This window comes from Pontibacter flavimaris (genome assembly GCF_001907195.1).
GTDB lineage: Bacteria > Bacteroidota > Bacteroidia > Cytophagales > Hymenobacteraceae > Pontibacter > Pontibacter flavimaris.
This window is the reverse complement of sequence record NZ_LVWA01000004.1, coordinates 1-24,634: the sequence shown is the minus strand read 5'-3', so window position 1 is coordinate 24,634 and position 24,634 is coordinate 1. Positions and strand designations below refer to the sequence as shown.

The 24,634-nt window shown below is 55.1% G+C and carries 17 protein-coding genes; 11 read left to right on the top strand and 6 right to left on the bottom strand.

Going from position 1 to position 24,634, the window contains the following annotated elements:
• Window positions 1-20: 20 nt before the first annotated feature.
• The 3 genes from A3841_RS05010 to A3841_RS05000 form a co-directional block, all read right to left on the bottom strand.
• Window positions 21-470 carry a MarR family winged helix-turn-helix transcriptional regulator gene (locus tag A3841_RS05010; RefSeq protein WP_073851238.1) on the bottom strand — a complete coding sequence of 150 codons (450 nt, stop codon included), beginning with the start codon at window positions 468-470 and terminating at the stop codon, window positions 21-23.
• Between the two features lie 153 nt (window positions 471-623).
• Window positions 624-1,079, bottom strand: a complete 456-nt coding sequence (locus A3841_RS05005; protein ID WP_073851237.1) for a PepSY-like domain-containing protein — start codon at window positions 1,077-1,079, stop codon at window positions 624-626.
• Window positions 1,080-2,028: 949 nt separating this feature from the next.
• A complete protein-coding gene (locus A3841_RS05000; RefSeq protein WP_073851236.1) occupies window positions 2,029-3,288 on the bottom strand; it encodes a M16 family metallopeptidase in 1,260 nt (419 codons plus the stop codon).
• Window positions 3,289-3,609: 321 nt separating this feature from the next.
• Between A3841_RS05000 and A3841_RS04995 the strand changes: the two genes are divergently transcribed.
• The 10 genes from A3841_RS04995 (at window position 3,610) to A3841_RS04930 (ending at window position 18,674) form a co-directional block, all read left to right on the top strand.
• Window positions 3,610-5,589 carry an alpha-ketoacid dehydrogenase subunit alpha/beta gene (locus tag A3841_RS04995; RefSeq protein WP_073851235.1) on the top strand — a complete coding sequence of 660 codons (1,980 nt, stop codon included), beginning with the start codon at window positions 3,610-3,612 and terminating at the stop codon, window positions 5,587-5,589.
• A 92-nt stretch (window positions 5,590-5,681) separates the two neighbouring features.
• Entirely contained in the window at window positions 5,682-5,894 is a 213-nt protein-coding gene (locus A3841_RS04990) for a hypothetical protein (protein WP_073851234.1), read from the top strand.
• Window positions 5,895-5,925: 31 nt separating this feature from the next.
• Entirely contained in the window at window positions 5,926-6,294 is a 369-nt protein-coding gene (locus tag A3841_RS04985) for a hypothetical protein (RefSeq protein ID WP_073851233.1), read from the top strand.
• A gap of 23 nt (window positions 6,295-6,317) precedes the next feature.
• The gene (gene ytxJ / locus A3841_RS04980; RefSeq protein ID WP_073851232.1) at window positions 6,318-6,659 is read left to right on the top strand and encodes a bacillithiol system redox-active protein YtxJ; all 342 of its coding nucleotides are present in this window, start codon (window positions 6,318-6,320) and stop codon (window positions 6,657-6,659) included.
• A gap of 213 nt (window positions 6,660-6,872) precedes the next feature.
• Window positions 6,873-7,601 (top strand): hypothetical protein, encoded by a 729-nt coding sequence (locus A3841_RS04975; RefSeq protein WP_235861298.1) that lies wholly within the window; start codon window positions 6,873-6,875, stop codon window positions 7,599-7,601.
• Window positions 7,602-7,721: 120 nt separating this feature from the next.
• The gene (gene lipA, locus A3841_RS04970; protein WP_073851850.1) at window positions 7,722-8,624 is read left to right on the top strand and encodes a lipoyl synthase; all 903 of its coding nucleotides are present in this window, start codon (window positions 7,722-7,724) and stop codon (window positions 8,622-8,624) included.
• Window positions 8,625-9,060: 436 nt separating this feature from the next.
• Window positions 9,061-13,230: an ice-binding family protein gene (locus tag A3841_RS19865; protein WP_083610225.1), complete on the top strand. Its 4,170-nt coding sequence runs from the start codon at window positions 9,061-9,063 to the stop codon at window positions 13,228-13,230.
• A gap of 29 nt (window positions 13,231-13,259) precedes the next feature.
• On the top strand, window positions 13,260-14,192 hold the full coding sequence (locus A3841_RS04940) for a PorP/SprF family type IX secretion system membrane protein (RefSeq protein WP_083610224.1): 933 nt from the start codon (window positions 13,260-13,262) through the stop codon (window positions 14,190-14,192).
• Between the two features lie 17 nt (window positions 14,193-14,209).
• Window positions 14,210-16,195 (top strand): OmpA family protein, encoded by a 1,986-nt coding sequence (locus tag A3841_RS04935; protein ID WP_083610223.1) that lies wholly within the window; start codon window positions 14,210-14,212, stop codon window positions 16,193-16,195.
• A gap of 190 nt (window positions 16,196-16,385) precedes the next feature.
• Window positions 16,386-18,674, top strand: coding sequence for a TonB-dependent receptor (locus A3841_RS04930; protein ID WP_073851229.1), 2,289 nt, complete (start codon window positions 16,386-16,388; stop codon window positions 18,672-18,674).
• A 5-nt stretch (window positions 18,675-18,679) separates the two neighbouring features.
• Here A3841_RS04930 and A3841_RS04925 read toward each other — a convergent pair whose 3' ends face one another.
• Together A3841_RS04925 and gcvP are read right to left on the bottom strand one after the other, a co-directional pair.
• On the bottom strand, window positions 18,680-19,282 hold the full coding sequence (locus A3841_RS04925; protein WP_073851228.1) for a DUF4136 domain-containing protein: 603 nt from the start codon (window positions 19,280-19,282) through the stop codon (window positions 18,680-18,682).
• A gap of 275 nt (window positions 19,283-19,557) precedes the next feature.
• Complete coding sequence (gcvP, locus tag A3841_RS04920; RefSeq protein WP_073851227.1) at window positions 19,558-22,476, bottom strand: aminomethyl-transferring glycine dehydrogenase; 2,919 nt, start codon at window positions 22,474-22,476, stop codon at window positions 19,558-19,560.
• Between the two features lie 238 nt (window positions 22,477-22,714).
• On the opposite strand from gcvP, the gene A3841_RS04915 reads away from it, so the two are divergent.
• Window positions 22,715-23,959: an NAD(P)-dependent oxidoreductase gene (locus A3841_RS04915; RefSeq protein ID WP_073851226.1), complete on the top strand. Its 1,245-nt coding sequence runs from the start codon at window positions 22,715-22,717 to the stop codon at window positions 23,957-23,959.
• A 382-nt stretch (window positions 23,960-24,341) separates the two neighbouring features.
• On the opposite strand, the gene A3841_RS20480 is transcribed toward A3841_RS04915, so the two are convergent.
• Window positions 24,342-24,634 (bottom strand): hypothetical protein (locus A3841_RS20480; protein WP_206073064.1); only part of this gene is annotated, 293 nt, incomplete at its 5' end.

Sequence of the window (24,634 nt, the reverse complement as noted above, 5' to 3'; positions counted from 1 at the left end):
AAATATTTATGCAAAAAAAATCAGCCCCGCAATTTGTCCAACTTGTTACTTACCAGCAGTGCCTCCTCCTGCGAGAGGTTGTGGAAATGCTCCAGGAGTTCCGGAAAGCGGTCGTCTACCTCCTGCAGCTTTTTCATGCCCTTTTCGGTGAGGCGCACCTCTATCATGCGGCGGTTGGCTTGGCAGATGTCGCGGGTAGCGAAGCCTTTCTCTATCAGCTTGTCGATGAGGCGGGTAACGTTGGAGTTGCGGTCCACCATGCGGTTCTGGATATCGCCAAAGCACACCGGTTCCGGGTGCTGCCCCCGAAGTATGGCCAGCACGTTGTGCTGCTGCAGCGTCAGGCCAAGGCGCTTAAAGAACGGCATGACCTGCTGGTTAACCCAGTTGTTGGTGAACAGCAGGTTTACCAGCAGGCGACGGTAATCGTCTGTAAACTCCTTCTGGTGTATCTCGTCTTCTATCCGCATTGGCACAAAGGTATGAGTTCTTATTTGTATATACAACTGTTGGGCCGAAAAGGTTTAGCCAGGGGGCACAGCTTATACTTGTGGAACAAAAAAAGCGCGGTGCCGCAGCACCGCGCTTCATAAAGTATGGCCCAGGCTATTATCAGCCGGCGCTTAGTCCCAGTAGGGCGTGGTGGTTTGCTCCTGGCCGTCGGCCGAGAACACGAGCTTATGCTCCTGCTTGTCTTTCTCCAGCTCCACCTGGTAGAGTGTGTTGTCTTCCTGCACCAGCACGTCGGCGTCATCGATCCGGAACCCGGCGTAGTTTTGGTTGATGCCGGCCTTTACTTCTTCCGGCAGCTCTGCTTCGGGTAAGTCATACTTGTGCTTGAGCAGGCTGCCTGAGGCGTTTAACAGGGCGTCATACTCCACCGTTTCCTGGCTAAAGTCGGCCTCGAAATCCTCGCCCTTTTTCTCCCACTCCACATGCTGGGCATTTGGGAAGGTGCTGATTAGGGCCTCCTTCACGGCTGCCGGCACGTCGTCTGGCTTTACGTCATTATCTTTATCATTATCGCAGGCAACTAAGGAAGTGCCTAGAAACAGGAACGCAAATGCTGTTGATTTCATGATTTATACTTTTAAGGTTAAAGGAATTTATACCTCAAAGCTACAGGCCGATTCTGAAGTAATGTTGGAGAGAATCTGAAGCAATTCTGGAGATGGGGAATAGTATTGATTTTAGCTCTAATAAATTCTAATGCCTTCTTGGCCAAGAGAGAAATTCACCCCTCCCCAGCCCTCCCCTTTTATCGAGGGCCCCTACCCCCAGAACAGGGGAGGGAGCTTTGCGGTACCGGGTCCAACCACCCCTGCCCCTCCTTGTCTAAGGAGGGGAGCCTGCTTTTACTTTGATTGTAGTTTAAGTTCTATTGTCAAAGTATAAACACGCCTATAGACCTATGGTCGCACGTTTCGAACTCTCGTTCTCACTTGTCCTCCAGGGACAGTCTATACTTGTTGCATGGCAAAAGCAGCAGCTATCGAACTGATCCCAGCCTTTGGGTTGAGCGCCTTGTGAGATTCCGGTGCCGCCGTGGCGGCATTGCGACGTCAGGAGCAAAGGAAGGGAACACAGCGCGATGCCCGAAGGCGAGCCCTCTCGGGCTTGAGAGCACCAAAGTATGAAATGAAACGGTAGGTTCGTAAGTCTGGAGGATCAGCAGCAGCTAGCAAGTATAGCTTGGTTCAAACGGAAGGAAGCCGTGGCTAGGAAAGTATAAGTATGATTAAAGTAAAAACATGGCTCAAGCGGATTGCAAATCCGCGGCTATTATACTTTCGGATTGCAAATCCGAAAGAGCGGAAACGGGAGCTAACAAGTATAACTTGTGTCCAGTTGATATAGCTGTGGCAGGTAAAGACACAAGCGGACGCTTGCGCCAGCAAAGTATAAAGTATAGCTCAAGTATAAACCGGGAAGTATGAGTGACAGATGAACAGCAATTACGCTGGCGAGCCTTCTATAAGAGAAAGGCCACCACGTATGGCAGCCCTTCTTCGTTATCAAAAGCCAATATTACGCCTCCACCGCTTGCTCCTTCTTCTCCGCCTTATAAAGCAGGGTAGAGCAGTTGGTTTTGCGCAGCACCTCCTGGGCGCAGCGCTGGAGGTCGTCTGGCGTGACGGCCTGCACTTTCTCGCCTTCCTGGTTGATGAGGTTGGCATCGCCGAGCAGTTTGCAGTAGGCCAGGTTCATGGCGCGGTTCAGCAGCTCGATCTCCGAGAACACAATACTCGTTTCGGCCTGATTTTTCACCTTGTTCAGCTCCTCCTCGTCCACACGGGTATCGACCAGCTCCTGCACAATAGCTTCGATGGCGGAGTTGGCCTCCTGCAGGTCCGCGCCCTCGTTCAGCTTACCTTGTATAATGAGCAGTCCCGGCTCCACGCTTCCCGTAACCGATGCCGAAATGGAGTTGAACAGCTTCTGCTCCTTCACCAGCTGCTCGTACAGGCGGCTCGACTTGCCCCGGCCCAGGATGTCGCTGATCAGGTCTACGGCGTGGTAGTCGGGGTGCTGGCGGCCCGGCATGTGGTAGGCTTTGTAGAGGGCGCTGAGCGGCACATCGGCGCTTACCTCCAGCACGCGCTCCTCCGTCTGCCGCGGCTCCTCCTGTAGCTGGCGCTCATACTTCTCACCGGCTGGTATCGGGCCAAACCATTTCTCGGTCAGCTCCTTCGCCCGCGCAAGGGTTACGTTGCCGGCTACCACCAGGATGGCGTTGCTGGGCGAGTAGTGCTTGTGGAAAAAGGCCTTCACAATGTCCATCGTCGCTTCCTCTATGTGCGCAATCTCCTTGCCGATGGTAGCCCATTTATAGGCGTGCTCCCTGTAGGCCAGCGGGCGCAGCTTCAGCCACACGTCGCCGTAGGGCTGGTTCAGGTAGTTCTGCTTAAACTCCTCCACCACCACCTTGCGCTGCACCTCCAGGCCATGGTCGCTAAAGGCCAGCTCCAGCATGCGGTCTGACTCCAGCCAGAAACCGGTTTCCAGGTTCTGCGCCGGCACCGAGAGGTAGTAGTTGGTGATGTCGGGACTGGTGAAGGCATTATTCTCGCCGCCCACGCGCTGCAGGGGCTCATCATACACCGGTATGTTTTTGGAACCACTGAACATCAAATGCTCAAACAAATGGGCAAAGCCCGTATGCGCCTCCTCCTCGTCGCGCGAGCCCACGTCGTAGAGCACGTCCAGCACCGCCATCGGTGAGGTATGGTCCTCATGCACGATCACGCGCAGGCCGTTATCCAGGGTAAATTCTTTAAACTCTATCATGATCTTACTTGCTCCATTGTTGGATTGTTAAATTGTTTGGGCACTCAACCTGAACTCCCATTCCTAAACTATCCGGTTATACTTCTAAACGCTGGCTGCGGCTATGCTTTATACTTTAAAGGTATAGAATATAGAGACTTTTGTGTCTTTGCTTGCAGCCTTTGCAGGTTTTCTGTAGCTTTTGCTCGCTAAGGCACAAAGGCCGATTCCCTTGCCTTACGGGATTAACCTAACTAAGCAAAAGTATAAATTAATGGCATACCTTACGGGTGCCTCGCCCTTAATTAACCCAAAAACTATAACGAGGTTTTCATTAAAGCGATGAACTATAACCGCAAAGAGTATTCTGAGGAGGAACTGATAAAACTGTACCGCGCCCTGCTGAAGCCGCGCATGATTGAGGAACGCATGCTGGTGCTGCTGCGCCAGGGGCGTGTGAGCAAGTGGTTCTCCGGCATCGGGCAGGAGGCGATTTCGGTGGGCTCGGCCCTGGCGCTGGATCCCGACGAGTACATTCTGCCACTGCACCGCAACCTAGGCGTTTTCACGAGCCGGGGCATCGACCTGGGCCGCCTGTTTGCGCAGTTCCAGGGCAAAACCCACGGCTTTACCAAGGGCCGCGACCGCTCTTTTCACTTCGGCACCAACGAGCACCACATTGTGGGCATGATCTCGCACCTGGGTCCGCAGCTGGCCGTGGCCGATGGCATCGCGCTGGCTGATTTGCTGGAGAACAAGGAAAGGGTGACGCTGGTGTTCAGCGGCGATGGCGGTGCTTCGGAGGGTGATTTCCATGAGGCGCTGAACGTGGCTGCCGTGTGGAGCCTGCCGGTTATCTTCATGATCGAGAACAACGGTTACGGGCTGTCTACGCCAAGCAACGAGCAGTTCAAGTTCAAGCACTTTATCGATAAAGGCCCGGCCTACGGCATTGATGCGCTGCAGATAGACGGCAACAACATCCTGGAAGTATACGACACGGTGCGCCAGGCAGCGGCCAGCATCCGCAAGAACCCGCGCCCGATGCTCATCGAGGCCATCACTTTCCGGATGCGCGGCCACGAAGAAGCTAGCGGTACCAAATATGTGCCGCAGGAGCTGTTCGAGAAGTGGGCGAAGAAAGACCCTGTGGAGAACTTCGAAAAGTACCTCCTGGATGAGCTGGTGCTGACGCATAAGGTGATGGAAAGTATAAAAGAGGAGCTGAAGGCGGAGATAGAGGAGGGGCTGCAGACAGCCTTCGCCGAGCCGATGCCGACAGCCGACCGCGAGCAGGAACTGGCCGATATGTACAAACCTTTCGAGCAGGAGGTGGTGCAACCGGCCTCCGAGGCCAAAACGGAGCGCCGCTTCGTGGATGCTATCTCCGACGGCCTTCGCCAAAGTATGGAGCGCTACCCGGAGTTGGTGCTGATGGGCCAGGACATTGCCGAGTACGGTGGCGTGTTTAAAATCACCGAAGGCTTTGTGGATAAGTTCGGCAAAGAGCGCGTGCGCAACACCCCGCTGTGCGAGTCGGCGATACTGGGCATTGGCCTGGGCCTGTCGGTGCGCGGGCAGAAAAGTATGGTGGAGATGCAGTTCGCCGATTTTGTGAGCGCCGGCTTCAGCCAGATCGTGAATAACCTGGCCAAGAGCCACTACCGCTGGGGCCAGCACGCTGATGTGGTGGTGCGCATGCCAACGGGCGCGGGCACGGCGGCCGGTCCGTTCCACTCGCAGAGCAACGAGGCCTGGTTTTTCCACACCCCTGGCTTAAAAGTGGTGTACCCATCCTCGCCCTACGATGCCAAAGGTTTGCTGAACGCCGCCATCGAGGACCCGAACCCGGTAATGTACTTCGAGCACAAGCTGCTCTACCGTTCCATCTCACAGGAGATTCCGGATGATTATTATACCATAGAGATCGGCAAGGCCAAAACGGTGGCCGAGGGCTCCGACCTGACCATCATCACCTATGGCATGGGCGTGCACTGGGCTAAGCAACTGCAGCAGGAGCTGACGGACGCCAGTATCGAAATCCTGGACCTGCGCACGTTGCTGCCATGGGATAAGGAGGCCGTGCGTGCCGCCGTGGAGAAAACCGGCCGCGTGATCATACTTCATGAAGACACCATGACCGGCGGCATCGGCGGAGAGATTGCCGCCTGGATCAGCGAGCACTGCTTTGAGTTGCTGGATGCGCCGGTGGCCCGTGTGGCCAGCCTGGATACCGCCGTGCCGTTTGCGCCGCCGCTGGAGCAGGAGTTTCTGCCGCGGCAGCGCCTGCGGGAAAAGGTTGAGGCCATGCTGAATTATTAAATGGAGGCAGTATCGTATACTTGGTTGTAGTATGCGGTGCTGCTTTTGTGTTTAAACTGTGTTTAATAAAATTAAATTCATATATTTGCATCATGCGTATACTTCGCCCATACCTTTTCATGTTGCTGTGCCTGCTGCTGCTCGCCGGGTCGGGTTGCCAGCGCAAGGGCATACCCTGCCCCAAACCTAGCAGCAAGCGCACAGTGAAAGTGCAGGGACCAAACGCACAGGGCCTCTCGGCCATAAAGGTGCAGCAGGATAAGAACGGGATGGTAAAGAAGAAGCGTGTGTTAGGTCTGTTTTAGAAACCAGTTTAGACGGAATCAGTATAAAACCATGATGAAGGTGCGTGTTGCTGAATCTTGCTGCCGAACAGCGTACAAGTATGGCCTGGGCCTGCTGCTGTTCTTCCTGTTGGGTACCCTGCCGGGGTACGGCCAGGTGAGCTACGAGGCCTCAGCCAGGCACGGGCAGTCCCTGCGCAAATCGCTGAAAGACGCCGAGAAAGTAGACAGCAAGTATAAAGACACCCACCTGAACACCAACGCCTATACTTTTAAGAAGGGAGAGGCTGGCCGCAAGCGTGTGAAGAAAGACGAGCGCGCCAGGCTGCACTTCAACGTAAACGGGGACCCGGCAAAGAAACTACGGCTCTTCAAGAACAAAAAGAAGTATAAGCCGCGAAAAGACAAAAGAAACCACTAACCAAGAACAAAGACCCTGACGATATGAATTGGCACCCGCTAACCAGCCTTGAGCAGCTGGAGGAGATCATGGATGAATCAAAGAACACGCCAGTCGTAATCTTTAAGCACAGTACCTCCTGCTCCATCAGCTCCACTGCCAAAAGCCGCCTGGAGCGCCAGTGGGCCAGCGCCGGGCTAGACCACGTGAAACCCTACTACCTCGACCTGCTAAGCTACCGGCCCGTTTCCAACGAAGTGGCGGAGGTGCTGCAGGTAACGCACCAGTCGCCGCAGCTGCTGCTGGTGCAGGACGGCGTGTGCACCTACGATGCCTCGCACCTTGGCATCAGCGTGGACGCCCTTAAAAAACAGGTGGCGGCGTAGCATACTTTTTCCGCCCCGTTTTCCGTATAAAGTACCAGCAGGATTTATAAACAGCTCCGGTAAGGCCATACTTTCGCTTCGCGCTATACCTTAAAGTAAACTTTACCGGAAGGCACCTTCGTGGGGCCTTCTTAAGGTAGAGGCGGTGTGATATCCTGAGTTTGAAATACACGTAAAGTTGAGTACTTTTAAACAACCTGAAAACACTGGCCTGTGATAAGATTCCTGACATGTATGCTTGTGGCGGCGCTTCTGGCGGCCTCGCCTGCCGTTGCCCAGACGGAGGAGGACGAGAGCTTTGAGCGGGAGACGAGCTACGGCATCAACTTCAACTCCAACGGCGGCCTGATCGGCGGTGCCTTTGTCCGCGCCTCGTTCTACATGAATGAGCGGATGTACCAGTTCGGGGGCATCGAGATTGTAGAGGTGAAGCACCCGAAGGAGGAGCGCTACCTGAACTATGTGGGCGAGCCGTTTGTGTACGGCAAGAAGAACTACTTTTTCGTGCTGAGGCCGCACTATGGCCGTGAGCTGGTGCTCTTCCGCAAGGCCGCCGAGTCGGGGGTGCAGGTAAACGCGCTCGGAGCCGTGGGACCATCCCTTGGCTTGCAGGTGCCCTACTACATCGATTACAGCTACGACGGCACCACCAACGACGTGCGCACCGTTCCCTACGACGAGAAGATCCACACCAACACCGACTACATCCTGGGCAGCGATACCGTGTTCCGTGGCCTGGGGCAGACGAAGGTGAAGCCGGGGGTGCACGCCCGGGCGGGCCTCAGCTTCGAGTATGGCCGCTACCGCGAAAGTATAGCCGGCATAGAGGTGGGGGTAGCCGTGGAGTACTTCCCGAGCACGCCTGTTATCATTCCGCTGGCCGAGAACAACAACACCTTCACCTCGGTGTACCTGAACCTGTTCTACGGCAGCCGAAAGTAGGATTCCCACTGAACATTTGCCGGTGCAAGCTTGTTAGGAAGGCATACCTGCCAGGGGCACATTTTTGCCTTATGGTTAAACTCTTACGCCATAACTTCCTATCTTTGCAGCATGGATGAAATGATGACACTTCCGGTAATTCAGCCTAACGCCAAGCCCGAGGGACTTAACGCGCTGGGCCAGCCCCGCAAGCCAAACTGGCTGCGTGTAAAACTGCCGGTTGGGAAGGAATACACCAAGGTTAGAAGCATCGTAGACGAATATAAACTGCACACCATTTGCGAGAGCGGCAACTGCCCCAACATGGGCGAGTGCTGGGGTGCAGGCACCGCTACCTTCATGATCTTAGGAAACGTGTGTACCCGCAGCTGCTCCTTCTGCGCTGTGGCCACCGGCCGTCCCAACGAGTACGACGTAGATGAGCCACGCCGTGTGGCCGAGGCAATACAACTGATGGGCGTGAAACACGCCGTGATCACCTCGGTAAACCGCGACGAGCTGAAGGACCGCGGCGCCGCCATCTGGCACGAAACGGTGAAGCAGGTAAAGCTTCTCTCCCCAACCACTACCATCGAAACCCTTATCCCGGATGTGAAAGGCACCTGGGACGCCCTGATCACCATGATCTCGCCGGGACAGGAGGTAGTGTCGCATAATATGGAGACGGTGAAGGAGCTGTACCGCCGCGTGCGCCCGCAGGCCAAGTATGAGCGCTCGCTGGAGCAGATACGCCGCACCAAGGAGTATGGCAAGCGCACCAAAACCGGCATCATGCTGGGCCTGGGCGAGACCCGGGAGCAGGTATACCAGGCCATGGACGACCTGGCCGCCAACGGCTGCGACATTCTCACGCTGGGCCAGTACCTGCAGCCTACCAAGCTGCACATTGAGGTGGCAGAGTTTATCCACCCGGATCTGTTTGAGCATTACCGCGTGGAAGGGCTCCGAAGGGGCATTAAATACGTCGAGTCGGGCCCATTAGTAAGATCCTCATATCACGCCGAGCGCCACGTGAACGTTTAGCGGTATAACTTCAACTACTCTTAGCCCCTGTTGCCTGCATATGCAACAGGGGCTTTTTTTTGTCCTATACTCTCCCAAAGTATAAAGTATGATTTATCCAATATTTTAATAAAAATATTTAAATATATTTGAAAATACTGTTGTAGAATGTAATTTTAACGGCGAATTACTACTACTGCGCCTATGTAAACAAACTTACTTATTCTCTTCGCAAAAGATTTTTTTGCACTGCTTATCCCCGCCTTATTCTGGAAGAAAGAAAAAGAGTTAGTAAAAACTTATAGATCAGTGCGCAGTAAAACTTAGTTATGAATATATAAAGATTTTATTGTCTTTGATGCAACAATTTCCGGCCGTTCAAGTAAAAGAACAAAGATAGATATAGCCCTATCTATAAATATGTGAGTGACGTTATATACAGTTATTTTTAAGCTTTATGATTAAACATCTACTGCTGACCTTTCTCTTACTGACTGGCAGTATCACCCTTAGCCTGGCACAGGATATAGATCTTGGTCGGGCAACCACCTTCTCGGCGCTGGCCAACAAGAAGATCGTCTTTAAAGGGCCTGGGAAAACCAAGATCCAGGGCAATATTGGTGTCAGCCCGGGTAAAGCCATAGAAGGCGGCGACCAGTTCCTGGAATTGCTCGGCCGCCAGGAGCGAAATACGGAGCTGGCTATCGCGGGCATGCAAAACGCCAACAGGGTCTACAGTGAGATTCTGGCGCGGGAGGTGGACATGGACCATGCTCCTGTATTAGGCAACAACAACTCCCTCGATCCAGGTACCTACAGGATCAATGGGGATGCCATACTTAATGGTACCCTCCGCCTCAATGGCCAGGGGGATATAAACTCCAAGTTTATCTTTATCATTGAAGGAGACTTCATCTCTAACAGCGGTAGCATCCAGTTCTCAGACATGGGCGCCTCCGCAAAAAACGTTTATTGGGTTGTAAAAGGTAATGCCACCATTGGGGCAGGCAGTTCTTTCCAGGGCAATATCATCGCTACTAAAGATATCACCTTTCACAACAGAGCGGCCCTGATAGGCCGTGCTTTCTCCCTCGGAGGGACCATTTACTTCGATGAGAACTCTACAGCCATGCCTATCGTGGTGGAAACCAACCTGGAGGTAGTGAAGGATGTGGAGTATGAAGAAATGACGCTGGGAGCCAGGGTGATTTATACTATTAAAGCCACAAACTGGGGCCTGGGGGAGGCCATGCACGTGGTGGTGAAAGAGCAGATACCGGCAGGGCTGAAATTTGTAAGGTTTATCTCCGCCACGAAAGGCACATACGATACGGAATCGCATCAGTGGCTTGTTGGCGACATGGAAGTAGGGCCTACCGAAATCCTGAAGCTGGAGTTTGAGATAGTTGGTACAGGAAACATTAAGAATGAGGTGATCATCATTGGTGATAACCCCGACCCGAACCCGGTAGATGATAAAGATGATGAGGTAATCATACTTCCTGACCTGGGAGTGGTCAAAGAACTGGTTAACCCGAAGGAAACGTATGTTGTCGGTGACTTTGTGGACTACAAGATCACGCTGACGAATTATGCTGATAAAGCCGAGGAGCATGTGTATGTAAGAGAGCGGTTGCCGGAAGGGCTGGAGCTTGTCGGCTCTACGCCAAGCGTAGGATCATACAACAAGGAAAGCGGGGTTTTCTATGTGCCATTGCTTGCCGGAAACTCCTCTGTAACACTCACCATCAGAGCCAGAATTGTAAAGGTTGGCCAAATCAGAAACGTTGTTAGCATCATAGCGAAAGACATTAAGCCAACTGATCCTGCTAACCCGAGCGACCCTACGAACCCTACCAATCCGACAGATCCAACGGACCCAACAAATCCAACGGACCCGACAGATCCGACAGACCCAACAAATCCAACGGACCCGACAGATCCAACGGACCCAATTAATCCGACCAACCCGGGCGACTATGAAGACTCAGACCCGGACAATGACGAAGATGATGTCACGATACCGGAGGTGAAGTGTAACCCTGCGCTGGAGGTGGCCATCAGTGGGGCGCCAGCCACGGCTTGCGCCAGTGCCACAAGCCTGACCTTTAAGGCAGCATCCGAGGTGGTTGGCGGTACCTATAGCTGGACCCTGCCCCAGGGATGGAAGTATGCCCCGGGCACGAACCCGGGCAGCAGTGAAATAACCGTGCAGGCAGGTACAGCCACCGGCGCTAAAAAGGTAATAGTTACCGTAACCGACCAGTGCGGCAAGAAAGCAACAGCGGAAGTAGCCGTAAACATAACCGGTGCCCCGAAAGCGCCCGCCATTAATGGTCTTGCCCAGGTATGCTTCAACAGCGAAGGCATGACACTGAAGGCCGGCGAGGCGGAAGAGGAGCTGACCTATGAATGGTCTGTGGACACCGGCCTGGAGATAGTAGGCGACATAACAGGAGCCAGCGTTGTCGTGAAGCCGAAGACCGGAAGCCTGTTGGGCGGCAAAGTTACCCTGAAGGCCACCAACAGCTGTGGCTTCAGCAGCACCAGCGTTAAAGTGCTTGCCGTTACGCCGGCTATCAAAGCCCCGACAGCCATTGCGGGCGATGTAAAAGTATGCGGAGACAAGCAGGTTACCTTCAGCACGCCTGCCGTGACCGGTGCCACAAGCTACACCTGGAGCTTCCCAACTGATTGGGCTGTGGTAGGAGCAGCAGACGGCAGAGAGGTAACCGTGAAAGTAGGCAAGGAGATCGGAAAAGTGAGCGTGAAAGCCAACAGCGATTGCGGCAGCAGCGATGTGTTCAGCAAAGACGTGGAGGTGAACGAGCCGCCAACCATCGGGAACTTTACGCTGACCGGCGCGGGAGAGACCTGTCAGAACGGAACGCTTGTACTTACTGCCACCGAAATACCGGGCGCCTCATACAAATTTACGGTGGAGGGCGGACTGGTGAAAGTATCAGAGGCCGGTAACAAGGTAACCGTGAAGGCGGGTGCGACTAACGGCACTGTAACCGTAGCCGTAACCGACTTCTGCGGAAACACGCTTACCGTCTCCAAAGCTATTGTTGTTACCCCGATGCTGGCCACACCTTCCATCACGGGCACAGACAAAGTATGCCAGAACAGCACCGGCAATGTATACACTGCCCCGGCCTACGAAGGCACGGTAACCTATAAATGGACAGCCAGCGGCGACCTGACGATCACATCCGCCGCAAACGCTGCCACAGTAGAGGTAAGCGCCGGCGCTAAAGGCGGTGCGCTTAACCTGGAAGTAACGAACGGATGCTTTACGGTTAAAGACACCAAAACGGTAAGTATAAACCCGCTGCCACAGGCCCCTGCAAGTATAACCGGCGATGCTACCGTGTGCGCCGGCTCAGAGCAGAGCTACACGGCGGCAGCAGTAACCGGAGCCACTTCCTACACCTGGAGCCTCCCTACAGGCTGGGCAGTAGTATCAGGCGAGGGTGAGAGAACCATAACCGTGAAAGTTGGCAACAACAGCGGCGCGGCGAAGATCAGTGTGAAGGCCGACAACGCGTGCGGCACAAGCGTAACGGCTGCCAACCTGGATGTGGTGGTGAACGATGTGCTGGCCGCCCCGGCCATCAGCGGCAGCAACGGCGCCTGCGTAGGCACTACCCTTACTTATACTATACCGGCAGCTAACGGTGCCACAGGATATGAGTGGAACGTGCCGGAAACCTGGACACTCGTATCAGGCCAGAATACCACCAGCGTGGTGGTGAAGGTTGGCGAGAAATCAGGCAACATCAGGGTAGCTGTAAGGAATGAGTGCGGACTGGGCGAGGAAGCCACGAAGGCGGTAGCGCCGGTAACGGCCCCGGCTGCCCCAACCATCACCGGCAGCAACGATGTATGCGAGAACGCTACGCAGCTTACTTATACCATATCCAACCCGGAGGAAGGCGCTACTTATACTTGGTCGCTGCCACAGGGTTGGAGCTTTGAGGGTAGCAATACCGGCACCAGCGTAACCGTTAACGCCGGCACAACGGCAGGTGCTATCAAAGTAGTAGCCGGCAACAGCTGCGATACCTCAGAAGGCCAACTGGAGATCAAGATCTTCACGCCGCCGGTAACGCCAGGGCAGATAACCGACAACAGCAATGTCTGCGACGGCCTGGTGTTCTCCATCGAGGCGGTATCAGGCGCCAGCGACTATACCTGGACGGTAAGCAGCGGCTTCACGATCACCTCCGGGCAGGGTACTACCTCCATCACCGTGAAGGCTGACAGAGCGGACGCACTGGGAACGGTAACCGTGATGGCCAACAACGGCCCTTGCAGCAGCATGGAAGCCTCCGCGCCGATCGACGCTGCTAAAGCCGACGGCAGCCTGGACTTCCCGAAAGCCTTCAGCCCGAACGGCGACGGCAAGAACGACAACTGGCATATCCGAAACCTGGAGAAATTCGCGGACAACGAGATCACCATCCTCAACCGCTGGGGATCTGAGGTATTCAAATCGAAGAGATACCGGAACAACTGGAACGGCAAAGGACTGGAGCAAGGTACTTACTTCTACAAGGTAAGGGTGACATTGTGTGACGGCGTAGTGAAAGAGTTTACCGGCTACACCACCATTTTCAGGTAGTAGCTTAATATTTAGTAATCCAGATGACAATGAGAATATGTTACCTATTGCTGGCCCTGTTGCTTACCACGGCCGCAAACGCGCAGCAGAATCCCCAGTACTCACAGTATATTTTTAACAGCATGGGCATCAACCCGGCCTATACGGGTAGCAAGAACGTGCTGAACATAAACGCCTTCCACCGCTCGCAATGGACGGGCGTGGAGGGAGCCCCCAGTACGCAGTCGCTGGCCGTGGATGGCGTAGTGGCCAACGACAGGCTGGGCCTGGGCCTGCACATTACGCGCGACGAGTTGGGTGCCCACAGCACCACCAGCGCCTACGCCAACCTTGCCGTGAAACTGCAGGTGAGCCAGAACGCTATCCTTAGCCTGGGCCTGGCACCCGGCCTGGTGCAGCACATGGTGGACGGCAGCAAGTTCGGCATCACCGACGACCCCACCATCCCGACGGGAAAGGAGACCGCTATAAAGCCGGACGTGAAGATCGGGGCTTACTTCCACACGCCGCGCTTCTATGCGGGCTTCTCCGGCACCGACCTGCTGCAGTTTAAGGACATGGACCAGGTAGAGCCGGAGCGCCATTACTTCTTCACTGCCGGCTATGTGTTTGATGTGAGCCCCTTCGTGAAGCTGAAGCCGAGCCTGTTGGTAAAGGAAGACTTCCACGCTCCTACAAGTATGGATGTGAACGCCTTTATACTGCTGGCCGACCGCCTGTGGCTGGGTAGCTCTTACCGCACCAGCATAAACGTTTTCAACACGGCAGAGATGGGCGATGTGGAAAAACGCACCGCTGTGGCCTTTATTGCGGAACTGCAGGTGATGAAGCAGCTGCGCCTGGGCTACTCCTACGACAAAATGCTGAACGGATACAGCAACCAGAGCACCCACGAGGTATCGGTGGGCTACTACTTCTTCCGTAAGAAAGAGACCAGAATGCTGACGCCGCAGTACTTTTAACCCTTAGCGCTTACTATATGAAACTTAAGAATATACCCTTCTACTTGGCAGCGGCCGCTGTGCTAGGCTTTTCGCCAGCCGTACAAGGCCAGTCGTCGTTGAAAAAGGCAGATAAATATTTCGATAACTATGAGTTCGCCCTGGCTCTGCCAGCATATAAAGAGGCCATCCAGAAACGCAAGCCGGATCTGCCAACGGTAGAGCGCATCGCCACGGCTTACCGCCTCACGCGCCAGAACGAGCAGGCGGAAGTATGGTATGGCAAAGTGGTGGCCATGCCGGGCCGCCCGCCCATGAACCTGTTCTATTTTGCGGAGGCGCTGCGCAGCAACGGCAAGTACATCGAGGCCAAGGAGCAGTACATGCAGTGGGGCGAGGAGATGCCGGAGTATGCCGAGCGTGCCCAGCAACTGATGGAGGCCACCGACCTGTCGCTTCGCCTGATGAAGCAGCCTGCCGTGGCAGAGGTTACGCAGCTTACCACCCTGAACATGCCAGGGGCATCCGACTTCAGCCCGATGCAGTATGGCAACAACGGCATCATCTTTACCTCCGACAGAGGCGTGCAGAAAGACGGCAAGGACGCCAAAGTATACGGCTGGACCGGCCGCCCTTACCTGCAGCTGTTCATCGCGCAGGAAGTAGGCGAAGGCACCTACGGCAGACCACAGCCGCTTCAGGATGTGATCAACGCAGACTACCACAACGCCACTGCCTCAACAGCAAAAGACGGCGGCAAACTATACTTTACCCGCACCAAGATGGTGCCGGCGCTCGATAACGTGAATGCCGACCCTACCAGCTGGATCCAGAAAAACGAGAACCAGAACCTGATCAACCGATTGGAGATTTACGCTGCGGAGCGCCAGGGCGGTAGCTGGACGAACATTGAGCCCTTTGAGTACAACAAGGTGGAGGAGTACTCTGTCGGTCATCCGGCCGTGTCGCCGGACGGGCAGGTGCTATACTTTGTCTCCGACATGCCGGGCAGCCTGGGTGATACCGATATCTACTACAGCACCCGCAAAGCCGATGGGAAATGGAGCGAGCCCGTGAACGCCGGACCGGTGATTAACACCAGCGCCCGCGAAAGCTTCCCTTACGTGGACGCCAACGGCAAATTATACTTTGCCTCCGAAGGACATGTGGGAATGGGCGGAATGGACATTTTCTCGGCCGAAGGCGAATTAGGCAAGTGGCGCGACGTGAAAAACCTGGGCTACCCGATTAACACGCCCCAGAACGACTACGGCATCATGTTCACCGAGCCGGGCAAGCGCGGCCTTTTGTCCTCCAACCGCGAGTCGCAGAACGGCACCGAAGACATCTACGCCTTCAATATCCTGCAGAAGCCGGTGGTGCTGGCCATCACTACGCTGGGCCGCTATCAGAACAAGTTAAAGAAAACGGTGCAGGACCCGCTCCCGAACACAAGAATTATGATGAGCCAGAAGAACTCAAAAGATTCTACGGTGGTTATTACAGATGAGAGGGCACAGAGTTTTGCCGACGCCCGCGCCGGCAACGCCTATACGTTCACCGGCTCTAAAATCGGCTTCCTTAAAATGGAGTCAGGTATAGAGGTGCCGGCTACGGCCTCCGATACTGTGCAGGTGGCGCTGGTGTTCGATAAGAACGAGGTGGAGAAGGCCATTGTGCTCGAAAATATCTACTACGACCTGGATAAGTGGGATATTCGTCCGGATGCCGCCAGGGAACTGGACAAACTGGTGACCCTGCTCAAGAATAACCCGGCTGTGGAGATAGAGATGGGCGCCCACACCGACAGCCGCGAGAGCCAGCAGTACAACCAGTTGCTCTCTGAGCGCAGAGCGCAGGCCGCGGTGGATTACCTGGTGTCGAAGGGCATCGAACGGAACCGCCTGGCTGCGAAAGGCTACGGCAAAACAAGGTTAGTGAACAAGTGCGCCGACGGCGTGCAGTGCCCGGAGGAGGAGCACCAGAAAAACCGCCGCACCGAGTTCATGATCAAGAAGAACTAAAGTTGATTTAAATTCTCATTAGCTTTCATAGTTTGGAAAGGCTCTGCGGTTTCTGTGGAGCCTTTCATCTTTTCAGGGGAGGCAAACTATGGTTTTGCGTCCGGGCCAGAAAAGCTGATCTTTAAGAATCGCTGGTGCTTAAACTTTCAGCCGCCTCAGCCGTTCTCTCAATTGTTCATCCATTTTTCTCATGATCCTTTTCCGCTACACCTATACTTTGCTTTTCCTTTTGTTGCTGCTGTTACCGCAGGCCCTGCTGGCGCAGGCGCTATACACAGGCGTTGTGCTAAAGTCCGATACGGAGCAGCCGCTGCAGGGCGTCACTATAACCGCCAGTTCCGGTGAGCAGGGCATCAGCAACGAGAACGGCTACTTCAGTTTGGCCACCGCCGCTGCGCCTGCCCGCCTTGTCTTCAGCTACATCGGCTATAAAACAGAGACAATCACCAACCCAGCTGCCGGCCAGGAACTGCGGGTGCTGCTGCAGCCGGATGCGGCCAGCCTGCAGGAAGTGGTGATTACCGGCTACGAGACGAACCGGCCATTGCTGCAAACGGCAGGTGCGGTAAGTATAGTCGGGCGGGAGGTGATTGAGCGGTTCGACGAGAGCTCTTTGGTGCGGGCGGTGAACACGGTGCCCGGCGTGCGGATGGAGGAGCGGGCGCCGGCCAGCTACCGGATTTCGATTCGGGGCAGCTCCCTGCGCTCGCCCTACGGCATCCGAAACGTGAAGCTCTACTATGACGGCATCCCCTTTACCGAGGCCAACGGCACCACGGCACTAAATTTGATGGATGCCGCCAACATTGGAAGTATAGAAGTACTGAAAGGCCCGACCGGAAGTATATATGGAGCCGGCACAGGCGGCACGGTGCTGCTGGAGCCGCGCCGCGCGGCAGCCGGGGAGCAGTCGCTGGAGGTGGGGGCGATGACCGGCTCTTTTGGGCTGCGACGCTACACGGCTACCGCGCGCGTGGGCGGGGAGAAAAGCAGTTTCCTGGTGCAGTACGCCCGGCAGGAGTATGATGGCCACCGACAGCAGTCGGCGGTGGAGCGGGAGGTGCTGTTGCTGAGCTCTGAGTTCAGGCCCTCAGACAAACGTATACTTTCTGCCAACCTCATCTACTCCGATTTATACTATGAGCTGCCCGGAGGACTGACGCAGGAGCAATACGACGAAGACCCGAGCCAGGCGCGCGGCGGCATGTTCGGCAGCGTGGCGCAGAACGCCTCCATGAACCAGGAGGGCGTGAACGTGGGGCTGAAGCAGGAGTATACTTTCAGTGAGAATTTCCGGAACACCACCTCGCTCTACGGTCTGCACCGCTTCCGCGATCATCCTTTTAATACCGACTATGAGCGCAACGCGAACCAGGAAATTGGGGGCCGCACCAGCTTTGCCTACGAGGCCCGTCTTGGAAGTATAGGCGCCACGTTTACGGCAGGAGGGGAGCTTCAGCGCGGCTTCGAGGCAGCCCGCACCTACGACAACAACGGCGGCGAGCCCGGCGACCTCCGCACCGACGACGAAGTAGTGGCCAAATCCGGGTTTGCCTTTGCGCAGGCCGAGTTCGAGCTGCCATCGGATTTTATTGCCACCGCCGCCCTCAGCCTGAACGATACCAAGTATGAGATCACGCGCCTGCATCAGGTAAGCAGCGGCAACTACAAGTATAACCGCGATTTTGACGCTGTGTTCTCGCCGCGTGTAGCCCTGCTGAAGCAGCTGACGGAGCAGCTCAGCATACACGCCAGCGTCAGCTCCGGCTTCTCGCCTCCCACCGAAGAAGAAATCCTGACCTCTGACGGACAATTAAACGAGGAGCTGGAGGCGGAGAAAGGCACGAATTACGAGGCGGGCATCCGGGGTTTTGCGCTGAAAGGCAAGCTTAATTTTGATGTGGTGGGGTTCTACTTCAAGTTAAAAGAAACGATCGTGAGCCGGCAGGATGTGTCGAGTGTAGCGGTGTTCCGGAATGTGGGCAGCACCGATCAGAAAGGCATCGAGACAAGTATAAACTACACGTTGGTGGATGAGCCGGCGCAGCAGCTGAGCCTCCTGAAAGTATGGACGAGCTATACTTTCAGCCACTTCCGCTTCGATGCGTATCAGCAAAACGAGAATAATTACTCCGGCAACAAACTTACGGGCGTGGCGCCGCATGCGGCAACCGCCGGTATCGACCTGAACACGCGCATCGGTCTATACCTGAACCTGACGGCCAATTACTCCGACGAGATCCCGCTCAACGACGAGAACACGGTGTATGCCGACAGCTACCTGGTAGCCGGAGCCAGGCTAGGCGTAAAGCGGCAGCTGGGCCAGCACTTCGGGCTGGAGCTGTTCAGCGGGGTGGATAACGTTACGGATAAAAAGTATAGCCTCGGCAACGACCTCAACGCCTTTGGCGGGCGCTTCTTCCAACCGGCTCCGGGCCGCAACTACTACGGCGGCCTCAGCCTGAAGTATACTTTATAACTGTCTTAGCGGTTCCTTTTGATAGGGTTAGGCGGAAACTGCGACATGACATCGGCCACGGCCAGGTTGATGCGCTCCATGTCCTGGGAAGTGGGGTTGATGCCCGCCTCCGAGTAGCCGCGCCAGAGCAACCGGTTCGTGTCCGGGTCAATGATGTCGATGACGAGCGTGCCGAGCGGCAGGGCCTGGATGGGCTGATAATCGGCAAGGCCGGTGGTGGTGTAGCGGAAGCGGTAGCCGAACCAATGGCTGTAACCGTAGCCGAAACCCGCCGGGAAAGTATAGTCTTTCGGTGCCTGGCTGCTGTCCACTGCCAGGTCGTAAGCCACGATCAGGTCCGGGTTTTCCACCTCCGGGCGCAGGCCCTGTTTCACTAACTCACTCGCAATGGCCTCCCGCACGCGCTGGTCCAGCAGCAGGTTAAACTGCGGCCCGGCACCGGCGCGGGGCTTTGGCACCTCGGCCCTGTACCAGTTAAAGGTGCGGAACTGCGTGAAATCAACCGTCGTATCATACGTGTACCGGTTGCTGGCCTGCGGCACCTGGGAGCAACTGGCTAGTGCCAGGAGCAAGACGAGCAAAGTATAAAGTCGGCCTGTTTTTATCATAGTTAAAATAGTAAGAGGAGGTGTAGTATAAACGCTGCGTCTAAGGCTCTAAAGTATACTTTGGGTCGATAAAAGTATACCGATGTAAATATATGGATAATTTATTTTATGTAAACGCAGCAACCGTTGCAGGTGTTGTTTCGTCTTGGCGCTGGCTCATAAAGTATAAACCGCGGGGCAGCAGGAAAGTATAAGTATGAAATCTATATTCCTGAAAAAATAAGAGCCTGACCAAGTATGGCCAGGCTCTTAAAGTATAAAAGGGGAGGAGTAGGTTAGCCGATGGCTACCATCTCATTTCCATTTTCGTTGTAGGCTTCAATCGGGGCGCAGGAGCAAACCAGGTTACGGTCGCCGTAGGCGCTGTCGATGCGGCTCACGGTTGGCCATACTTTGTTGTCGCGCAGGTAGGCCATCGGGAACACGGCTTTCTCACGGGAGTAAGGGCGCTCCCAGTTCTCTACCATCACCACTTTGGCGGTGTGCGGCGCGTTCTTCAGCACGTTGTTCTTCTGGTCAGCCTTGCCGGCCTCAATCTCACGAATTTCCTCACGGATGGAGATCATCACCTCGCAGAATCTGTCCAGTTCCTCCTGTGCCTCCGACTCGGTTGGCTCTACCATCAGGGTGCCCGCTACTGGGAACGATACCGTCGGCGCATGGAAGCCATAGTCCATTAAACGCTTCGCGATGTCCTCTACCTCTACGCCATACTTTTTAAACTCACGGCAATCCAGGATCATCTCGTGCGCACAACGGCCGTTCTTGCCCACATACAGTACCGGGTAGTGTTTCTCTAAACGGGCTTTGATGTAGTTGGCGTTCAGGATCGCCACTTTCGTTGCCTCGGTCAAACCTTCGCCACCCATCATGGCAATGTAAGCATAAGAGATCGGCAGGATAGAGGCAGAACCCCAAGGCGCAGCCGATACAGCATGAATGGCCTCCTGACGACCCAGATCAACGACAGCGTGGCCCGGCAGGAAGGGAGCCAGGTCTTTCACCACACCGATCGGGCCCATGCCAGGACCACCGCCACCGTGCGGGATGCAGAACGTCTTGTGCAGGTTCAGGTGGCAAACGTCGGCGCCGATGTGGGCCGGCGAAGTCAGGCCTACCTGGGCGTTCATGTTGGCGCCGTCCATGTACACGCGGCCGCCGTTGTCATGTATGATCTGGCAGATCTCGATGATGCTTTCCTCATACACACCGTGCGTGGACGGATAGGTCACCATCAGGCAGGACAGCTCATTTTTATGCTGCTCCGCTTTCGCGCGCAGGTCTGCCACATCAATGTTGCCTTTCTCGTCGCACTTCACGATCACCACTTTCATGCCGGCCATCACCGCAGAAGCTGGGTTGGTGCCGTGGGCAGAAGATGGGATCAGGGCAATGTTACGGTGCTGGTCGCCGCGCGATTCGTGGTAGGCGCGGATCACCATCAGGCCGGCGTACTCGCCCTGTGCGCCGGAGTTTGGCTGCAGCGACACCGCATCGAAACGGGTGATCTCGCATAGCCAGGCTTCCAGGTCCTTAAATATCTGGGCGTAGCCTTTCGTCTGGTCAGCAGGGGCAAAGGGGTGCAGCTGCCCGATCTCCGGCCAGGTGATTGGAATCATCTCGGCCGTAGCGTTCAGCTTCATGGTGCAAGAGCCCAGCGGAATCATGGAGTGCACCAGCGAGATGTCCTTGTTCTCCAGGTGTTTCATGTAGCGCAGGATCTCGTGCTCGGAGTGATGCTCGTTAAATACGTAGTGCGTCAGGTACTCGCTCTTACGGATCAGGCTCTCGGCCCAGGTAATTTCTGTTTCCTCCGGCAGCTCATCTATGCCTAAAACATCAGCCGACTTGCCGGCCACTTTCGCAAATACACCCACGATGTCCTTCACGTCCTGCAGGTCGGTGTTCTGGTGCAGGGAGATACCGATGTTGTTCTCTCCGAAATAACGGAAGTTGATGCCCGCTGCCTCTGCCTCCGTACGGATGGCCTGCTGCATAGCGGCGCTTTCCACGGCAATCTTCAGCGTGTCGAAATACTGCTCGTTCTGCTGCTCAAAACCCAGGGCCTTCAGGCCTTTTTCCAACTGCTGCGCCAACGCGTGTGTGTTAAGCCCGATGTACTGCAGGCGACGTGGCCCATGGTACACGGCGTACATGCCGGCGATAACCGCCAGCAGCACCTGCGCTGTACAGATATTAGAAGTAGCTTTTTCGCGGCGGATGTGCTGCTCGCGTGTCTGCAGGGCCATGCGGTACGCCTTGTTGCCGGCAGCATCCACAGAAACACCAATGATACGGCCCGGAATAACGCGCTTAAAGGCATCCTTTGTGGCAAAGTATCCCGCATGCGGACCGCCAAAGCCCATCGGCACGCCGAAACGCTGGGTAGAGCCTACCACGGCATCAGCGCCCATCTCACCCGGAGGCGTCAGCAACGTCAGCGACAGGATGTCGGCAGCCACGGCCACATGCATTTCCTGCGCGTGCGCCTTAGCGATAAAGTCGGTGTAATCAAAAATGGCTCCGTCGGCAGCAGGATACTGCACCAGGGCGCCAAATAAAGTCTCGTCAGCGAAATCAACCTCGCGGTGGTCGCCGATCACCAGCTCAATACCAATCGGTGTGGCGCGCGACATCAGTACATCCAGGGTCTGCGGCAGCACCTGCTCCGACACGAAGAAGCGGTTGGCGTTCTTGCGGGAGCCTTTGCGCTGGGCATAGAACATGCCCATGGCCTCAGCGGCGGCAGTGCCCTCGTCCAGCAGCGAGGCGTTGGCGATCTCCATGCCGGTCAGGTCCATCACCATGGTCTGGTAGTTGATCAGCGCCTCCAGTCGGCCCTGGGCAATCTCCGCCTGGTAAGGCGTGTAGGCTGTATACCAGCCCGGATTCTCCATAATATTACGAAGTATAACCGGCGGCATCAGGGTATCGTTGTAGCCAAGCCCGATGTACGACTTGTATACTTTGTTCTGCCTGGCGATCTGCGAGAAATGCTTCAGGAAATCGCGCTCCGAAAGCGCGGCAGGAAGGTCGAGTGGCTTCTTCAGTCGGATGGCGGCTGGTACAGTCTCCTCAATCAGTTGGTCCAGTGTTTCTACGCCAATCGTGCGCAGCATGTCCTGCATTTGCTCTTTGTCGGGGCCGTTGTGGCGCTCCTTAAATACATCAGCAGGTTTGGTTTTAAAGATCATAACGATGATATATTAGTCTGGAATTTTTTGGGTAATCTGCTCCGTCGGAAGCCCGCTTTTTGCCGGTTCCTGACTCATGCTACAAAAGTAGTAATACTTTATTATATTGAAGCATCAAAGCTAAATAGTTAAGGGCGCGCGGGTGAGCGTATTATATGGTGAAGTATAAGCGCCGGCGCCGGCTTAAGTATACTTGCTTTAACACAAAAACAGCTGCAACAATTCAAATTCTAACCATATGCATAAACTGAAGATCGGCATCATTAAGGAAGGTAAAATTCCGGTGGATAAACGCGTGCCCCTCACCCCAAAGAAGTGTGTGGAGGCGATGCAGGATTTCCCGGAGATGGAGGTCGTCGTACAACCCAGCGATATCCGCTGCTTTACTGATGCTGAGTACCAGGAGCTCAACATTCCGCTGCAGCAGGACCTGAGCGACTGCGACGTGCTGATGGGGGTGAAGGAGGTGCCGATAAGCCAGTTGATCCCGAACAAGACCTACTTCTTTTTCTCGCATACTATTAAGAAGCAGCCGCACAACGCCAAGCTGCTCCGCGCCATACTTGACAAGAACATCACCCTGATAGATTATGAACTGCTGAAGACGCCGCAGGGGCAGCGGGTGGTGGCCTTCGGCCGCTATGCCGGCATAGTAGGCGCCTACAACGGCATACTTACCTATGGCAAAAAGCACCAACTGTTCGACCTGAAGCCCGCTTACCTGTGCCACGAGATGGAGGACATGCAGGAGGAGTACTTTAAGGTGAAGCTGCCGCCGATAAAGATCGCTATTACCGGTGGCGGACGCGTGGCGGGCGGAGCCATGGAGGTGCTCGATAAGATGGGGATAAGGAAGGTAAGCGTGTTCGATTACCTGTACAAGCAGTTCACTGAGCCCGTGTACGCCCAGCTGCACTCCGGCGACTACAACGTCCGCCCTGATGTGGAAGTATGGGACTCTCCGGATTTCTACGCTCACCCACTCTTATATAAGAGTACCTTCCGGAAGTTCACCCGCGTAACCGATCTGCTGCTGGCCTGTGCCTACTGGGACCCGCGCGCGCCGAAACTGTTTACAGAGGAAGACACCCGCCAGCCGGATTTCAAAATAGACACCATCGCCGACATTACCTGCGACGTAGACGGCTCCATCCCTATCACCAAGCAAGCCACGACTATACCAGAGCCAGCCTTCGACTACAATCCAGCCACAGGAGAGCTGGAGCCGCCATACTCTAAAACAGAGAACATCACAGTGATGGCCGTAGACAACCTGCCCTGCGAGCTGCCGCGCAACGCCTCCCGCGATTTTGGCCGTCATATAATAGACAATGTGTTTCCTCAATTCTTTAACGGAGACGAAGGCGAGATGCTAAAGCGTGGCACAATTGCCACAGGCGGCAGGCTAACCGAGCTATACAGTTACCTACAGGAGTATGCTGACAGTGCAGTCAGTGATAAGGAGAAGCAGCAAACAGTATAGTATAGTATAGTATAGTATAGTATAGTATAGTATAGTATAGGCATCTACAAAGTATAAAGTTTAGCAAAAGCCCCGGTCGCAGGCCCGGGGCTTTTTTGTTTTCGGGGGCAAGGTGGCGGGCGTCAGAAACTTTTCCCGCTCTTCCTCAGGTGTTTCCGGTGTTGGCACATCTTTTTTCAGGGCGTGGTATTGTAAAGCCGGGACTTCTTTTTACTTTTGCCTCCCCGTTCAGCAGGAGCGGGGAAGAGGAGACGGGCTAGAGGAGGGGTGTTTTGCCCCGGTCAAAGCCACCCCAAAAAAAGATTTACTCTCAGTGTTGCGAAAAGGAAAAGCTTTCTTACCTTTGCAACCCGGTTCCGGAAGGGGGCCAGCGGGCAAGTGGCTAACACCGCCTGCAGCCTTCGAGAAAGGCCCGGAAAAAAAGAGGCGGAAAGCTTGCAGGGATAAGGAGAATCTTTCTTACCTTTGTCACCGCTTCCAAAAGGAGCTTCTTGAGGCCGGCAGGGCTAAAGAAAAAAAGAGTGAAAAAGTTGCTTGGGATTTTAGAAAGCTTTCTTACCTTTGCAACCCGCTTCGAAAGGAAGCGCCGCCGCCGGCAGGGCAGCGGAAAGAGAGAGAAAAAAAACACCGCAAGGTAGTTGGGAATTGAGAAAAGATTTCCGACCTTTGCACCCC

Excerpts from the sequence above, each read along its gene's own strand:
- A3841_RS05010 (WP_073851238.1), bottom strand. The coding sequence starts at position 470 with ATGCGGATAGAAGACGAGATACACCAGAAGGAGTTTACAGACGATTAC.
- A3841_RS05000 (WP_073851236.1), bottom strand. The coding sequence starts at position 3,288 with ATGATAGAGTTTAAAGAATTTACCCTGGATAACGGCCTGCGCGTGATC.
- A3841_RS04915 (WP_073851226.1), top strand. The coding sequence starts at position 22,715 with ATGCATAAACTGAAGATCGGCATCATTAAGGAAGGTAAAATTCCGGTG.
- A3841_RS19865 (WP_083610225.1), top strand. The coding sequence starts at position 9,061 with ATGATTAAACATCTACTGCTGACCTTTCTCTTACTGACTGGCAGTATC.
- lipA (WP_073851850.1), top strand. The coding sequence starts at position 7,722 with ATGATGACACTTCCGGTAATTCAGCCTAACGCCAAGCCCGAGGGACTT.
- A3841_RS04940 (WP_083610224.1), top strand. The coding sequence starts at position 13,260 with ATGAGAATATGTTACCTATTGCTGGCCCTGTTGCTTACCACGGCCGCA.
- A3841_RS04925 (WP_073851228.1), bottom strand. The coding sequence starts at position 19,282 with ATGATAAAAACAGGCCGACTTTATACTTTGCTCGTCTTGCTCCTGGCA.
- gcvP (WP_073851227.1), bottom strand. The coding sequence starts at position 22,476 with ATGATCTTTAAAACCAAACCTGCTGATGTATTTAAGGAGCGCCACAAC.
- A3841_RS04995 (WP_073851235.1), top strand. The coding sequence starts at position 3,610 with ATGAACTATAACCGCAAAGAGTATTCTGAGGAGGAACTGATAAAACTG.
- ytxJ (WP_073851232.1), top strand. The coding sequence starts at position 6,318 with ATGAATTGGCACCCGCTAACCAGCCTTGAGCAGCTGGAGGAGATCATG.
- A3841_RS04985 (WP_073851233.1), top strand. The coding sequence starts at position 5,926 with ATGATGAAGGTGCGTGTTGCTGAATCTTGCTGCCGAACAGCGTACAAG.
- A3841_RS04990 (WP_073851234.1), top strand. The coding sequence starts at position 5,682 with ATGCGTATACTTCGCCCATACCTTTTCATGTTGCTGTGCCTGCTGCTG.
- A3841_RS04935 (WP_083610223.1), top strand. The coding sequence starts at position 14,210 with ATGAAACTTAAGAATATACCCTTCTACTTGGCAGCGGCCGCTGTGCTA.
- A3841_RS04930 (WP_073851229.1), top strand. The coding sequence starts at position 16,386 with ATGATCCTTTTCCGCTACACCTATACTTTGCTTTTCCTTTTGTTGCTG.
- A3841_RS05005 (WP_073851237.1), bottom strand. The coding sequence starts at position 1,079 with ATGAAATCAACAGCATTTGCGTTCCTGTTTCTAGGCACTTCCTTAGTT.